Below are 14,642 nucleotides of genomic sequence, written 5' to 3'. Positions count from 1 at the left end.
TGTCTGTTTCCTGTCTGTTTTAGATGATGTTGTGCAATATGTTGCAGGTTTGCCCCACACAAAATTCGCCTGATTAACGGCGCTGGATATAAGTCAGGGCCAGAGCGCCTGCCAGTACCAGGCCTTTAATGATGTCCATGGCGTAATACGGTACAGAGATCATCACCAGCCCGTTTTGCAGCACACCAAGAATGATGGCGCCCAGCAAGGTTCCCAGCGCATTGGGTTTCCCTGAGCCTGCCAGTGAAAAACCTATCCAGGCGGCAGCCACGGCGTCCATCAGGTAGCCACTGCCTGCGTTTACCTGAGCTGAACCAATGCGTGACGCCAGTAAAATCCCACCCAACCCGGCAAGTAACGAGGCCAGCACATACGCCAGCACACGGTAGCGTGTGGTGCGAATACCAGACAGCCTCGCTGCTTCCGGATTTCCTCCAATGGCATACATCCGGCGGCCATGAGTCGTCAGCGAGAGGCCAAGTTGTGCCACCACTGTAACCACCAGCATGATTATTACGATGACTGGCACCTGGCCCAGTTGGCTGAAGCCCGGCGGAATAAGGCCTTGCGCCATATCACCACTCGGCAGCACCATATTCTCCGTAATGGAACCACCGTAGCTGTAAGTCATCGCCACGCCCTGAATAACAAACAGACTGGCAAGGGTTGCCAGCATGTCGGGAATTTTCAGAACCACAATCAGAAAGGCATTAAACAACCCAACCAGGCAGCACAACGCCAGCGTGATGACTATCGCCTGCGTTGTGTCAAAGCCGTACCAGACAAACAGGGAAATCACCAGGGCATTGGCAAGTGAAGCGGTCGAGCCCACCGATAAATCAAAGCCGCCAACAGTCAGCGACAACGACACGCCCACCGCAATCACGGTTACGATAGCGATAGAACGCAGAATATTGATAATGTTATGCGGGTCGAGAAAGTTATCTGTCGTTAGCCCAAATAACCCAATCAGGGCCACAACAGTGAGCAACATTCCCCACTTATAGAAAAAATCAAACAGACGCTGGCGCCCGGGGGCCTTCGCTTCAAGGGACAGGGCTTTACTCACGCGGGTGTTCCTCCAGTGGAATACATCAACAAAATTTCTTCGCTGGCCTCACGACTATCCAGTTCCGCCACAATACGCCCATCCCAGAGCACACAAATTCGGTCACACAACCCAACCAGTTCGGCAAATTCGCCACTGGCGTAAATCACCCCTTTTCCCTGCTCCGCAAGACCGGATATCAGGGTAAACAAATCGGTTTTAGCCCTGACATCCACCCCTTTAGTGGGTTCATCAAAAATCAGTACATCGGCGTTGCCTTTCAGCCACTTACCAATCGCTACCTTTTGTTGATTACCACCAGACAGGCGCCGTAACACCTGATCAGGCCCGTGAGTGCGCACACTAAGGCGCGCTATCACTTCTTCTGCCCAGCGCCTGGCGGCACCGAAACCAAACAAACCGCCACGGGAAAAGTGTTTATCCGCGCTGACGGATAAATTCATGGCAACCGGCTCATCAATAAAAATGCCCTCTTTGCGCCGCTCTTCCGGCACCAGAGCTATGCCACGAGAAACTTCGTGCGCCGGGCTTACTGGCCGCCATGTTTTACCACGCAACACCCCATGAGCCACCTGGCAAGGTGAAGCGCCAAATAAGGCTTTGCACAATTCCGTTTTACCCGCGCCTGCCAGCCCGGCAATACCCAGAATCTCCCCCTCGCGCAGGGTTAAACTGATATCGCGTAACAGATGTTCATCATTCAGCCCTTCAACCGCCAGTAATACAGGGGCATCTGCCGCCACACCGGTCCGTTCCGGGTAGAGGTTATCCAGGGTGTGGCCCAGCATTTTCTCTACCACTTCCTCGCCAGACAGCGATGCCATTGCCCCGGTTTCAACCAGGCGGCCATCACGTAATACTGTGAGCGTGTCGCAGATAGCTTTAAGTTCATGAATGCGATGGGAGATAAACACCACGCCAATCCCCTGAGCCTGAAGACGCCGGACCACGGCAAACAGGCGGTCGCTTTCATGCTGGTCAAGGGGAGCGGTGGGTTCATCGAGGATCAGAAAGCGGCAATGGTGAGACAGCGCACGCGCGAGCAACACATGTTGTTTCTCAGCAAGGGAGCAATGCTCAATGGTTTTTTTTACATTAAGGCTGATATCCAGTTGTGCCAGTGCTTCGCGCGCCTGCTGCCAGACAGCGCGCCAGTTAAACCCATGCCCGGGAGCCGCCAGGTGGTCAAGCATGATGTTTTCACCCACGCTGAGTCCGGGTACCAGCGCAACATCCACTTCCTGCTGTACCAGGTGAATGCCCAGTTGCTTTGCGTCACGCGGTGTACGCAATTGCACCGGTTCACCATCAAGCAAAATCGCCCCTTCATATTGCGCCCATATACCAGACAACACAGCCATAAGGGTTGATTTTCCGGCACCATTCGCCCCCGTCAGCGCGTGAACACTTCCGCCTCTAAGAGTGAAATCCACGCTCTGCAAGGCATTAAAACCACCAAAGCTGATGGAAATACCACGCATCTCAATCTGGTGAGGTTGTGCCATAAATGCCAGTCTCTATGAAATTAACCAAATAATTGAGTCTGATGACAAACTTCATGTCCGCACAGAACAAGAGGATGCCACCCGATAAAAAACCTGGAAAATCAATTCATTGATTTTCGTCCGCTCACTAAAAAGAAGGAAAAACCACGCTTTTTCCTTCTTTTTCATCAATCTGATAATTCATGGTATTTTTCATATTGCCCCGGCCATGACAATGAATGAAATGGCATAACATAAAGCGAAATATTATTAGCCATCCGGACATCCAGACGCATTATTGGGCAGATAATATAAAACAGAGAGGATTGCTTCTGTCCCCACTCAGACAACGGACGAAAATCGCCTGAACACAGACAGAAACCGAATATATGCGACATAACGGCAGCCGCGTTGTGCCAGGCCCGGCAAGCTTCAGGCCCCAGCCTGGCGCACAGAACCAATGTGCGTGTGTTACCAGAACAGCGCAAACTGGCGCTACAGGAAACTGGCACCAGTACACCTGCAAGCGGCACTGAAAAATATCGAAGCCGTAACTCGTTAAATGATTGCGACCTGCACAGACTTATTACACGCAGGCCGCCATAAAGCGCCGTCGAATATCTTCCGTGGGCAAGTTTCTGCCAATGATAACCAGCCGGGAACAGGCTGTTTCACTGTCACGCCAGGAGGAGCCATAATCAAACCCCACCACGCTGTGTATTCCCTGTACCACCAGGCGTTCTGGTTTTCCCGCAACCGCCAGCACACCTTTATAACGCAACATATCCGCACCCCAGTTTTCCACGCACCAGTTCATAAACTCACCTGCCGCATGCAAATCCAGCCAGCCTGCTTCGAGCACCAGAGACGAAATGGCGTCATCCCAGTGCCGGGTTACGCGTGGCTGTGAAAGTGGCTGGAAGCTTAGCGCCTGGTCCAGTTGTGGCCGGGCAATAAAAAAGCCACGCTGCACAGTGGCGTCATCACTCAGCGTGAAAGCAGCCAGATCAAGCCATAACGCTGCAGGGCACTCCCCGTTGGTTACCTGGTAAATCGCGGCACGCGGGTTGATACGGTTAAGGCGGGCCATTACGGCATCGCGTTCCTCGGGTGTCACCTGGTCACCGTGGGTGACCAAAATCCGGTCAGCAAACCCCACCTGAGAAACCGCCACCGGGTGCTCATCCAGTTGCCGGTGAATGTGTTGCGCATTCGCCAGGGTCACCACGGCGTCCAGTTGCAATGACTCACGTAAGCGCTCATCCACAAAGAAGCTTTGAATAACCGGAGCCGGGTCGGCAAGCCCCGTGGTTTCCACCACCAGCCGGTCAAAATTCAACCCACCATCAGCCCGCTTATCCAGCAGGCCATGCAATGCCGCGGTGAACTCGCCACGCACATTGCAACACAGGCAACCATTGCTTAACTCCACAATACTGACGTTATCACCTGCTTCCAGTAATGCGCCGTCAATATTCACCGGGCCAAACTCGTTTTCCACAATCGCCACAGCTCCCGCTTGCGGCTGGTGCAAAAAGTGGTTAAGCAGGGTGGTTTTCCCTGCCCCCAGAAACCCGGTCAGCAAGGTGACAGGGACTGTTATTGATTGCATAAATATCCTGTATTAACAGCAGCGCGGGCCGCCATTGCCGCCATAACGGGCATCCTGGCGCTCACGGAAAAATTCTTCATAACTCATTGGTGTCTGTTCGGGGTGATTCAGCCGCATATGCTGCACATAGTTGTCATAATCCGGCACCCCGACCATCAGTTTGGCGGCCTGACCCAAATACTTTCCGGCTTTTGCAAGCGTATCAAACATGTTTCCTCCTTCCGCCTGCCCTGGTCATCACAGGGGCGGTTGCCCGCCCCTGCCGCTTTAATGTGCGTTACGAGCCGAGTGCGTTGCTACCGGTGTTTCTGGCGGCATTGCTTCCCACGGCACTTCATTCACTGTCGGTTTATCACTGTTCAGCGCTTTCAGGCAGCAGCGTAATGCAAACCAGGCCAGCACCACGACAACGACCATGAAAAACAGCGTCAGCCCGGCATCAAGGCGGTTGTTAAATATCAGCCGCACCAACTGGCCTTCTGTGTATTTCGCCGGAATCGTGCCGGTATCGATCATGGTCTGGAATTTGTTGGCGATAGCCAGGAAACCAACACGCGGGTCGCTACTGAAGGTTTTCACCCAACCGGCAGACAAGGTACAAATCAGTAACCAGGCGGTCGGCACCAGCACAACCCAGGCATAACGCTGGCGTTTCATTTTAAACAGCACAACCGCACACAACAGCAGCGCCATGCCTGCCAGCATCTGGTTGGCAATCCCGAACAACGGCCAGAGCGTATTAATCCCGCCCAGCGGATCGACCACGCCCTGATACAGGAAATAGCCCCAGGCCAGTACACACAGCCCCGTAGCAACCAGGTTAGCCGGTAATGAATCCGTGCGTTTCAGGCCAGGTGAAACCAGGCCGAGTAAATCCTGGAGCATAAAGCGCGCGGAACGCGTGCCTGCATCCACCGCCGTCAGAATGAACAAAGCTTCAAACAAGATAGCGAAGTGATACCAGAAAGAAACATCCATCAGGCCACCCAGCGCCCCATGAAGAATGTAGGCCATACCTACCGCCAGCGTTGGGGCACCACCAGCGCGGGAAACTATACTTTGTTCACCCACTTCACGGGCAATGTTGTGCAGAATATCCGGTGTTATCTGGAAGCCCCAACTGCTGACCACATGTGCGGCCGATGTCACCACATCAACGGTATTGTCCGGCACCAACAGTGCAAGCGGGCTGTTCATAGCAAAGTAAACACCCGGGTCAATCACACACGCCGACACCAGCGCCATAATGGCCACGAAGGATTCCATCAGCATGCCACCATAGCCAATAAAACAAGCCTGGTTCTCATTCGCCAGCATCTTCGGTGTAGTGCCAGAGGCAATCAGTGCATGGAAACCAGACACCGCGCCGCAGGCAATAGTAATAAACAGAAACGGGAACAAATCCCCGGCCCATACCGGCCCGGAGCCATCAACAAAACGAGTCAGGGCTGGCATTTTCAGCTCAGGGCGAACCAGCAAAATACCCACCGCCAGGCCAAGGATAGTGCCAATTTTAAGGAAGGTAGACAGATAATCGCGAGGAGCCAGCAGCAGCCAAACCGGTAACACGGCAGCAATGAAACCATACACGCCCAGCATAATGGTCAGTTGTACACCCGTGAAATCAAAAAAAGCCGACCATGTGGGGCTTGCCGCCACCCAGCCACCAGAAATAATGGCGAACACCAGCATCACCAGGCCAATAACCGAAACTTCACCAATCCGCCCAGGGCGCAAATAACGCAGGTACACCCCCATAAACAGCGCCAGAGGAATGGTAAACGCAACGGTCCAGGTTCCCCACGGGCTGTGGGTCAGTGCTTTCACCACAATCATTGCCAGCACCGCAAGAATAATCACCATTATCATAAAACAGGCGACCAGTGCGATAACACCGGCAGTATTCCCCATTTCCGCTTTAACTAACTCCCCCAAAGAGCGGCCATCGCGACGGGTAGAAACAAACAGCACCATAAAATCCTGTACTGCACCGGCCAGCACTACACCAGCCAGTAACCACAGCATACCGGGTAAATAGCCCATCTGCGCCGCCAGCACCGGGCCAACCAGAGGCCCCGCCCCGGCAATCGCGGCAAAATGGTGGCCGAACAATACTTTTTTATCTGTCGGGACATAATCCAGCCCGTCGTTATGGCGCACGGCAGGTGTCATGCGGGTGGCATCCACCGACAGCACTTTATTGGCAATAAACAGCCCGTAATAACGATAAGCGATTAAGTACACGCAGGTTGCCGCTACGACAATCCATAATGCATTAATTTGCTCACCCCGATTTAACGCAATGTAGCCCAGAGCAAAGGCACCCAATAGTGCCAGTATGCCCCAGACAAGGTGTTTCCCCGTGTTATTCATAGGGTTTCCTTTTTTATTTTCACAACAGAGGTTTGACAGAGGATATGTGCGCTTATTTGACCTGCTTCTGTGGGTAAAAAACGCTGCAGGGATCATGCTTTAAGCAAAATGTTAAATAAAATGAAAAGGAATGTAATTTCGATGTAAATCACAAAACAGCGGCAGATCACTGCATCATGCAAAAATGTACCCGGGGCTTGCATCGTATAAAAATAAAAATAAAAATGAGAGTAATTTTCATTAACCATGATGGCGATATAGTGAAACAACCCGTTCTGTTTTTCATCTCCTGCCTGATGGCGCTGTTGTCCTGCTCCGCACAGGCCAGCGGCTGGCCACGCACATTCACTGACAGCAAAGGAACCCATACGCTTCAACAGGCGCCTGTACGCATTGTTTCCACCAGCGTCACACTCACGGGTTCGTTACTGGCGCTGGATGCGCCAGTCATTGCCAGCGGTACAACCAGGCCTGGCAACAAAGTGTCTGATGAACATGGCTTTTTACGCCAGTGGGGAGAGATAGCTGTTCAGCGTAACATCCAGGCCCTGCCTCCCGGAGAGAGCAACCCGGAACTGATTGCCACCCTGCGCCCGGACCTGATTCTGGTGAGCGCGACGGGCCTCGATTCAGCAATGGCTGAGTGGGATAAGTTGTCAAAAATAGCGCCAACAATCGTAATTAACTATGGTGACCAAAGCTGGCAGGAATTACTGACCGAACTGGGGAAAATTACCGGGCACGAACAGCAAGCGGCAGCGCGTATTGCCCAATTCAGTACGCACCTTGCACAGGTAAAATCTGCGATTACATTGCCGCCTCAGCCGGTAAACGCCCTGGTGTGGAATGCCCGCGCTTCGCAGGCTAATGTCTGGACAAGGGTGTCTGCTCAGGGGCAGTTACTTTCCCAACTGGGATTTACCCTGAGTGAACCCGGCCAGGAACAGCGCATGGTCAGCCTGCGAGGCACACGCCAGGATATTATTCCACTACAAGGCGAAAACCTGGTTGTCGGGCTAACCGGGCAAACATTTCTGCTGTTTGCCGCCAACTCACAAGATGTGGCATCGGTAGAAAATCACCCTCTACTGGCTCACCTTCCGGCAGTAGAAGCCAGGCGTGTCTATGCCCTGGGTGGGGATAATTTCCGCCTGGATTATTACAGTGCCAGCCACTTACTGGACACATTAGCGAAGTTATTCCCTGCCCACTAATCATCGCTACCACACCGGCCCTGCTCCCGTTCCACCTTGAGTAAACCGTGGCGAGCCGGGCCGAAAACACCTGCCAGTTATTTGATTCAGAACAGTAAATACGCAATAAAAGCATAAAACAGCAAAAATAATGAAAACGCTATTGATAATTATTTCTATTTGCAATAGCGTATTGCTCGCTGTTAATCACCGTGCCTGTAGCACTTATAAAAAATAAGGCGTCTTGCTGGCTGCCGGATTTTGCCAGACAAGCCGTTCCGCGCACTTTCACGCATTTTGTTGCCCGGTTTCCGTGGGAGGGAGCCTGTACCGGCAACAAGACGAGCAGGAACTCAACATGATTAGAAAACGCAATACACTGGCTACGCTGGTGCATCTGGGAATTTATGGCTTTGCGCTTCCGGTCTCAGCAGCCAGCACGACAACACAAGAAGACACCATTGTTGTCAGTGCGGCGGAGCAAAACCTTCAGGCCCCGGGTGTTTCAACCATTACGGCTGAAGAAATCAAAAAACACCCCGCCGCACGCGATGTGTCAGAAATTATCCGCACCATGCCTGGCGTGAACCTGACCGGTAACTCAACCAGCGGTCAACGTGGTAACAACCGCCAGATCGATATTCGCGGTATGGGGCCCGAAAACACCCTTATCCTGATAGACGGTAAACCCGTTACCAGCCGTAACTCCGTGCGCCTGGGCTGGCGTGGTGAACGAGATACACGCGGTGATTCCAACTGGGTTCCTGCTGAGATGATCGAGCGCATTGAAGTCATTCGCGGCCCGGCGGCGGCGCGTTATGGTAATGGTGCGGCAGGTGGCGTGGTCAATATCATTACCAAACCCAGTTCCAGTGAATGGCACGGCTCATGGAACACCTATTTCAACGTTCCACAACATAAAGATGAAGGCGCCACCAAACGAACCAACTTCAGCCTGACAGGGCCAGTGGGTGGAGACGTAAGCTTCCGCCTGTGGGGAAACCTGGCGAAGACACAGGCCGATGCCTGGGACATCAACAAGGGCCATGAAGAAAACCGCACAGGCACGTTTGCCGGTACTTATCCCGCCGGGCGCGAAGGTGTTATCGATAAAGACATTAATGGTCAGTTGCGCTGGCAGTTCGCCCCTATGCAGTCACTGACTTTTGAGTCTGGTTACAGTCGCCAGGGCAACCTGTATGCAGGCGACACCCAGAACACCAATACCAGTGCGCTGGTAAAAGAGAACTATGGGAAAGAAACCAACCGCCTGTACCGCCAGACTTACTCCCTGACCTGGGCAGGCGCCTGGGATAACGGTGTCTCCACCAACACCTGGGCGCAGTATGAGCACACGCGCAACTCACGCCTGAGTGAAGGGCTGGCTGGCGGGACCGAGGGGTTATTCTCCAGTAACAAATTTGTCGATATCGACCTGAGCGATATCCTGTTGCACAGTGAAGTGAACCTTCCGCTTAACCTGCTGGTCAACCAGACTCTGACTCTGGGTAGCGAGTGGAACCAACAGCGGATGAAAGATAATGCGTCGAATACCCAGGCATTGTCAGGTGGCAGTCTTGACGGGGTTTCCAGCACCAACCGCAGCCCATACGCCAGTGCGGAAATCTTCTCACTGTTTGCCGAAGACAACATGGAACTGACCGACAGTACTATGTTAACCCCGGCGTTACGTTTTGATCATCACACCATTGTGGGGAATAACTGGAGCCCGTCACTGAACCTGTCTCAGGCGCTGAGCGACGACTTCACACTGAAACTGGGGATTGCCCGCGCGTATAAAGCCCCCAGCCTGTACCAGACCAACCCGAACTACATTCTCTACAGTAAAGGCCAGGGCTGCATGGACAGCTCAACAGCCTGTTATTTGCAGGGGAACGCAGACCTGAAAGCCGAAACCAGTATCAACAAAGAGATTGGTTTAGAGTTTAAACATATGGGCTACCAGGCAGGGTTGACCTGGTTCCGTAACGATTACCGTAACAAGATTGAAGCGGGTTATTCTGCTGTTGGCGCCACCGGCTCCACCAATATCTATCAGTGGGAAAATGTGCCGAAAGCCGTGGTTGAAGGGCTGGAAGGAACGGTGAATGTGCCTGTTACTGATACAGTGGCCTGGAATAATAACCTGACCTGGATGCTGCAAAGTAAAAACAAAGAAACCGGTGACCGCCTGTCGATTATTCCGCAGTTTACCCTTAACTCAACGCTGAGCTGGCAGGTACGCAGCGATGTTTCTCTGCAAAGTACCCTCACCTGGTACGGACGCCAGAAACCGAAGCTGTACAACTACCAGGGCGAACCGGTTTCAGGCAGTGAGAAGACCGAAGTCAGCCCCTACAGCGTGATTGGCCTGAGTGGTACCTGGGATGTTAACAAAAACCTGAGCTTTACTGCAGGAGTGGATAACCTGTTTGATAAACGCCACTGGCGTTCCGGTAACGCGCAAACCACCGGTAACAGCAACACCAACTCTTATATGTACGGCGCGGGGGCCGCAACCTATAACGAATCTGGCCGGACGTTCTTTATGAGTATGAATACCCAATTTTAAATCTCCGCGGCGTCTGGTTCTCAGGCGCCGTTTTTATTGAAACGCTCCCCAGTTTCGTCTGGCACAGCGTCACATTACTCGCCGTTCCTTTTTCAAGAAATCACAGTAAAATAACGCGTTATATGCTGTGCCTGTTGAGTAAACCTGATGCATCACAATGCCTGCACGCCCTGTGCACTTTGCAGAAGCGGCCATAACCCGCAACACAACAGAATGTATAAATATGAAAACATCTGTCTGGCTGGTGCAGGCGCGGTATAATGATGTTTTCGGGAGTACCGGTTGCCCGCCTTTATGCCACGGTGGTATACCCGTTCAACGCGAACTTGCGTTAGCGGCATAAACCGTTAAAATTTAGACAATTAGCAGCGTTACTCTGTACATATTGAACAACTCTGGTGACAGTACGCTCCCATTAATCACCTCAACAGGTTCTGGCTATGTCAATACCCACACACCGGCAGCTTATCGCCGTTGCTATCCGCTCTCCGGAAGAGGCGCTGCCTTTCCCGCTGGATCAAATCAAGCAATCACTACTCGATGGCGTCACCGTGGAAGCACTGATGTCCACGCTTAATCAAAAAGGGATCCGCGCCTGGCGCGAAAGTGAAAGCGACCAGGGCGATGTTACAGCCTTCTGGATCCAGGGTGGTGGTGAACAGGCGGTGCTTATTTCCTGCCAGTACGGCGATATCCCCATTCACTGAGCCAGTGAAAAATCAGAAAAACGTCGCTCTGGCCCGGTTATTCACTTTTTCTTTTTGCCTTCCTGCACGCACAGCCGCAAAATAAAACAGCATTCCATTATGCAATGGATCCGTTCTGCGACAGGAAAGCCGCTTATGTCAGAAATTGTACTGCCCAGCATCAGTGAGTTTATCGCTCAAGTTTCTCCCCTGAATTCATTACCCGTCAGTGCGCAAAAAACCATTGCGAGCCACTTGCGTATTCGCTACCTGGCGGCCGGGGAAACCCTGCCTTTCGATGCCAGCGAAGAAGAGCGCTGGCTGTATGTGGTGCGCACCGGGGCGCTGGAACAACGCTGGCGTGATGGCGTATTGCGGGCCCGTCTCGGGCCAGAAGACTTATTTGGCTTTACCTTTCTCGAAGGAGTACCGGGCAATCCGGAAGATTGTTATAACGTGACCGCGTTACAAAACACCCTGCTCTATCAAATTCCGCATTCTTTGTTGAAAAACCTGCTGAACACCTGGCCAGAATACGCCACCCATTTTTCGATTAACGCCCATGAACGGCTGGGCTCTGCCATGAATGTGGTCTGGTCAAACGACGAAAAAGGGTTGTTTGTTCGCAAGGTTGCGGATGTCGCCAGCGATGTGATTTCTGTCGTTCAGTCAGAGACCACTATTCAGCAAACCGCCTGGCAAATGCGCGGTATCGACCGTTGCTCTACGGCAGTAGTCATGGAAGATGACCAGATTGTTGGCATTATTACTGACCGGGATATGTCATTACGTGTCGTCGCCCAGGGGGTTGATACCCGCCGCCCGGTCAAAGAGGTCATGACACCTTCACCGGTCACTATTGGCCCGAACGAACTTATCATGCAGGCAGTCGCCTTAATGATGCAGCACGGCATTCGCGGGTTGCCCGTCGTCAACCAGAACCGGCCTGTCGGGCTGTTAACCACCTCACATCTGGTGCAGCACCACCGGGTGCAGGCCATTTTCCTGATTGAAAAAATTAACCACTGCAATACGGTTGAAGAACTGTCTGCGCTGGCCGTTGAACGCCAGGCGGTGTTTGAAGCGTTGGTGGAAGGCAATTTGCACAGCGAAAGCACGCATCTTGTCATGACCATGATTATGGATGCCTGCACCCGCAAGTTAATTAACCTGGCCATTCAGCACCTGGGAACACCCCCGTGCGAGTATGCCTGGCTGGTGGCAGGCTCCCACGCCCGTAACGAAGTCCACATGATGTCAGACCAGGACAGTGCGCTGGTGCTGGCCGATACTGCAACGGAAAGCGATATTATTTGGTTTATGCATATGGCGATGTATGTCAGCAACGGGCTGGATATGTGTGGTTACCCACTGTGCACGGGCAACTATATGGCTGTCTCCCGCCGCTGGTGCCAGCCTGCGCATGTCTGGCAGGAATATTTCAAAAAATGGGTGTGCAACCCGGAATACAGCCAGTTGCTCAATGCCACCGTATTTCTGGAAACCCGGGCGCTGGCAGGCAATGCTGCCCTGTGTGAAACAGTACAGCAAACGCTGCTTGATAGCATTGCCCGGTGTCCGGGCTTTTTACGCGCACTCACCCGTGATGCCGTTCAGACCAGCCCGCCACTGGGGATTTTTAATAACCTGGTGCTGGAAAAAAGTGGTACGGACACCAAAACGCTGAATATCAAACGCTATGCCCTGACGCTGATTATTGACCTGGCCCGTATTTACGCACTGGCGGCAGGTTGTAGTGAAACGCGCACCGAAGCCCGGTTTATTGCCGCCAGGGATAAAGGCTTATTATCAGCAGACAGCTGTACCAATATTATCGACACGTTCCATTTTCTGACCCGTCAGCGCCTGTTACATCAGTGCCAGCAAATTCGCCAGGGTCAGCCAGCAGACAACCAGATAAACCCACAGGATTTTGGCAGTTTCGAGCGCAAGCATCTCAAAGACGCGTTCAGGATAATTTCAGGTTTGCAGGATGCCGCGAAGTTGAGGTTTGTGAAAGAATGAGGCTGCAATTCCCCTGGCCCGGCCCCACCCAGCGTTGGCGCAAATTACACCAGCAACAGCAGCGCTGGCAGCAGACTGGTGGCTTACCTCCGGCGTTGCAGCGCCTGGTGAATACTCCCCTTCCGGGTGCAGATACCTTGTTGCACGATTACCCCTGGCTGGCGTTTGATTTTGAAACCTCCGGCATGAACGCAGAACAGGCGCATATTCTGAGCATTGGCTTTGTACCTGTGCTTGCCCGGCAAATCGCCCTTGATCAGGCGCAACACCACTATGTTTCCTCCTCCGTAACAATAGCAGCCCAAACCGCTGTTCTCACTCATATTACGCCGGAAATGCTGAAAAATGCCGCTGGCATTGATGCAGTAATGGAACAGTTGTTCACCCACCTGGCCGGGCATGTTGCTGTGGTACATGGCAAAATGGTGGAGGCCCGTTTTATCAATCATTACCTGATGACGCGCTATGGGCTGGACACTCTACCCATTATCTGGCTGGACACGCTTGAAATGGGGCGTCGGCACCAACGTCTGCAACAGGATGGCAGGGAAGACTACCGGCTGGCATCATTACGTTCCCGCTGCGGTTTACCTTCCTATACCGCACATAATGCGCTGAGTGATGCTGTCGCGACAGCCGAGCTTGCCCTGGCTCAACTGGCCTGCCGCTTTTGCAGCATCCCGCCAACTATTGGCGCTATTCTTGGTTAGCACCTGGCATTCACCTGTTTTTCCGAGGTTACCTATCGGCTTATCTTTCACTTATCATCATTAAATAAAAACTATAAAAATACTTACTTTTCATTACGTTATAAATAAAACTATTCATGACCTGTGTCACTTTGTTTCCTGATTATCTGCCCACAATAGCGGCTCCACACTATGGAGAGAAGATAAAGGAGCCCTATGTCTGTTTCCCCCACTCACGATGAACCTGCGGTGACACCCGGTGCCTGGCTGGCACTGGCCTTTGCCGTGGTATTTTTCTCCGGTATTGCCAGTGGCGATAGCTGGTACGGCATTTTTGATTTCACTACATTAAATGGCGCATTTGGCCGTGTGGTCTCTGGTGTGCAACTGAATGATGGCACGCTAACCACCAGCACCATAAGCTTTCGCGGTGTTGGCGGGCATGGTGCGATGGACGGCTTCCTGTTTGCTCTGGGGCTGATACCCGCCGTGATGTTTGCGCTGGGCATGATAAACGTCCTGGAGCACTACGGCGCGTTGCGTGCCGCCCGCCGTTTACTCACTCCACTGCTGCGCCCTTTATTGGGGTTACCAGGCCATACCGGGCTGGCCCTGATTGGCAGCCTGCAAAGTACTGATGTTGGGGCATCATTAACCCGTAATCTCGCCGAACAGGGCGAAATCAGTGAAGACGAACGTGATGTTTTTGCGATGTTTCAGTTCTCGGCGGGTGCCATGCTGACCAATTTTTTTGGTTCTGGTGCGGTGTTATTTGCCCTGGTTGCTGCAGACGGCTCAGTGGTCGTTCCCGCCTCAATTGGTAGCTGTATTGCCGTGATGTTTATCATGAAGATTGTCGGCGCAAACATGATGCGTCTGTGCCTGCTGACCCGCAGGGGTAAAACTGCCACCCCACCTGTTACCCGCAAGGAGAGCTGA

The 14,642-nt window shown here is 52.7% G+C and carries 11 protein-coding genes; 6 read left to right on the top strand and 5 right to left on the bottom strand.

What is annotated here, in order from left to right; all coding sequences use genetic code 11:
- Nucleotides 1-73 precede the first annotated feature (73 nt).
- The 5 genes from A9B99_RS17110 to cstA form a co-directional block, all read right to left on the bottom strand.
- A complete protein-coding gene (locus A9B99_RS17110) occupies nt 74-1,069 on the bottom strand; it encodes an ABC transporter permease (protein ID WP_064599582.1) in 996 nt (331 codons plus the stop codon).
- The gene (locus A9B99_RS17105) at nt 1,066-2,574 is read right to left on the bottom strand and encodes a sugar ABC transporter ATP-binding protein (RefSeq protein WP_064599580.1); all 1,509 of its coding nucleotides are present in this window, start codon (nt 2,572-2,574) and stop codon (nt 1,066-1,068) included. Before A9B99_RS17105 ends, A9B99_RS17110 begins: the two co-directional genes overlap by 4 nt.
- 565 nt (nt 2,575-3,139) lie before the next feature.
- Nucleotides 3,140-4,165 (bottom strand): CobW family GTP-binding protein, encoded by a 1,026-nt coding sequence (locus tag A9B99_RS17095; RefSeq protein ID WP_064599578.1) that lies wholly within the window; start codon nt 4,163-4,165, stop codon nt 3,140-3,142.
- A 12-nt stretch (nt 4,166-4,177) separates the two neighbouring features.
- Nucleotides 4,178-4,375 carry a YbdD/YjiX family protein gene (locus tag A9B99_RS17090; protein WP_036109624.1) on the bottom strand — a complete coding sequence of 66 codons (198 nt, stop codon included), beginning with the start codon at nt 4,373-4,375 and terminating at the stop codon, nt 4,178-4,180.
- 57 nt (nt 4,376-4,432) lie between these two features.
- The gene (gene cstA / locus A9B99_RS17085) at nt 4,433-6,538 is read right to left on the bottom strand and encodes a pyruvate/proton symporter CstA (protein WP_064599577.1); all 2,106 of its coding nucleotides are present in this window, start codon (nt 6,536-6,538) and stop codon (nt 4,433-4,435) included.
- A 296-nt stretch (nt 6,539-6,834) separates the two neighbouring features.
- Between cstA and fepB the strand changes: the two genes are divergently transcribed.
- From fepB to A9B99_RS17050, 6 genes are all read left to right on the top strand, one after another.
- Nucleotides 6,835-7,752 carry a Fe2+-enterobactin ABC transporter substrate-binding protein gene (fepB, locus tag A9B99_RS17080; RefSeq protein ID WP_156519091.1) on the top strand — a complete coding sequence of 306 codons (918 nt, stop codon included), beginning with the start codon at nt 6,835-6,837 and terminating at the stop codon, nt 7,750-7,752.
- A 337-nt stretch (nt 7,753-8,089) separates the two neighbouring features.
- Nucleotides 8,090-10,303, top strand: a complete 2,214-nt coding sequence (locus tag A9B99_RS17075; protein WP_064599573.1) for a TonB-dependent siderophore receptor — start codon at nt 8,090-8,092, stop codon at nt 10,301-10,303.
- Between the two features lie 440 nt (nt 10,304-10,743).
- The gene (locus tag A9B99_RS17065) at nt 10,744-11,010 is read left to right on the top strand and encodes a hypothetical protein (protein WP_051691374.1); all 267 of its coding nucleotides are present in this window, start codon (nt 10,744-10,746) and stop codon (nt 11,008-11,010) included.
- Between the two features lie 135 nt (nt 11,011-11,145).
- Nucleotides 11,146-13,014, top strand: coding sequence for a putative nucleotidyltransferase substrate binding domain-containing protein (locus A9B99_RS17060; protein WP_064599570.1), 1,869 nt, complete (start codon nt 11,146-11,148; stop codon nt 13,012-13,014).
- Complete coding sequence (locus A9B99_RS17055; protein ID WP_064599568.1) at nt 13,011-13,724, top strand: exonuclease domain-containing protein; 714 nt, start codon at nt 13,011-13,013, stop codon at nt 13,722-13,724. Before A9B99_RS17060 ends, A9B99_RS17055 begins: the two co-directional genes overlap by 4 nt.
- Before the next feature lie 195 nt (nt 13,725-13,919).
- A complete protein-coding gene (locus A9B99_RS17050) occupies nt 13,920-14,642 on the top strand; it encodes a nucleoside recognition domain-containing protein (protein ID WP_064599566.1) in 723 nt (240 codons plus the stop codon).

The sequence above is a fragment of the Mangrovibacter phragmitis genome, assembly GCF_001655675.1.
Lineage (GTDB): Bacteria > Pseudomonadota > Gammaproteobacteria > Enterobacterales > Enterobacteriaceae > Mangrovibacter > Mangrovibacter phragmitis.
The sequence above is the reverse complement of the archived record's forward strand: the minus strand, read 5'-3'. Positions and strand labels throughout refer to the sequence as shown.

Bases quoted from the DNA above. Each gene is read 5' to 3' on its own strand.
- A9B99_RS17055 (WP_064599568.1), top strand. From the start codon at position 13,011: ATGAGGCTGCAATTCCCCTGGCCCGGCCCCACCCAGCGTTGGCGCAAA.
- A9B99_RS17105 (WP_064599580.1), bottom strand. From the start codon at position 2,574: ATGGCACAACCTCACCAGATTGAGATGCGTGGTATTTCCATCAGCTTT.
- A9B99_RS17060 (WP_064599570.1), top strand. From the start codon at position 11,146: ATGTCAGAAATTGTACTGCCCAGCATCAGTGAGTTTATCGCTCAAGTT.
- A9B99_RS17050 (WP_064599566.1), top strand. From the start codon at position 13,920: ATGTCTGTTTCCCCCACTCACGATGAACCTGCGGTGACACCCGGTGCC.
- cstA (WP_064599577.1), bottom strand. From the start codon at position 6,538: ATGAATAACACGGGGAAACACCTTGTCTGGGGCATACTGGCACTATTG.
- fepB (WP_156519091.1), top strand. From the start codon at position 6,835: ATGGCGCTGTTGTCCTGCTCCGCACAGGCCAGCGGCTGGCCACGCACA.
- A9B99_RS17095 (WP_064599578.1), bottom strand. From the start codon at position 4,165: ATGCAATCAATAACAGTCCCTGTCACCTTGCTGACCGGGTTTCTGGGG.
- A9B99_RS17090 (WP_036109624.1), bottom strand. From the start codon at position 4,375: ATGTTTGATACGCTTGCAAAAGCCGGAAAGTATTTGGGTCAGGCCGCC.
- A9B99_RS17065 (WP_051691374.1), top strand. From the start codon at position 10,744: ATGTCAATACCCACACACCGGCAGCTTATCGCCGTTGCTATCCGCTCT.
- A9B99_RS17075 (WP_064599573.1), top strand. From the start codon at position 8,090: ATGATTAGAAAACGCAATACACTGGCTACGCTGGTGCATCTGGGAATT.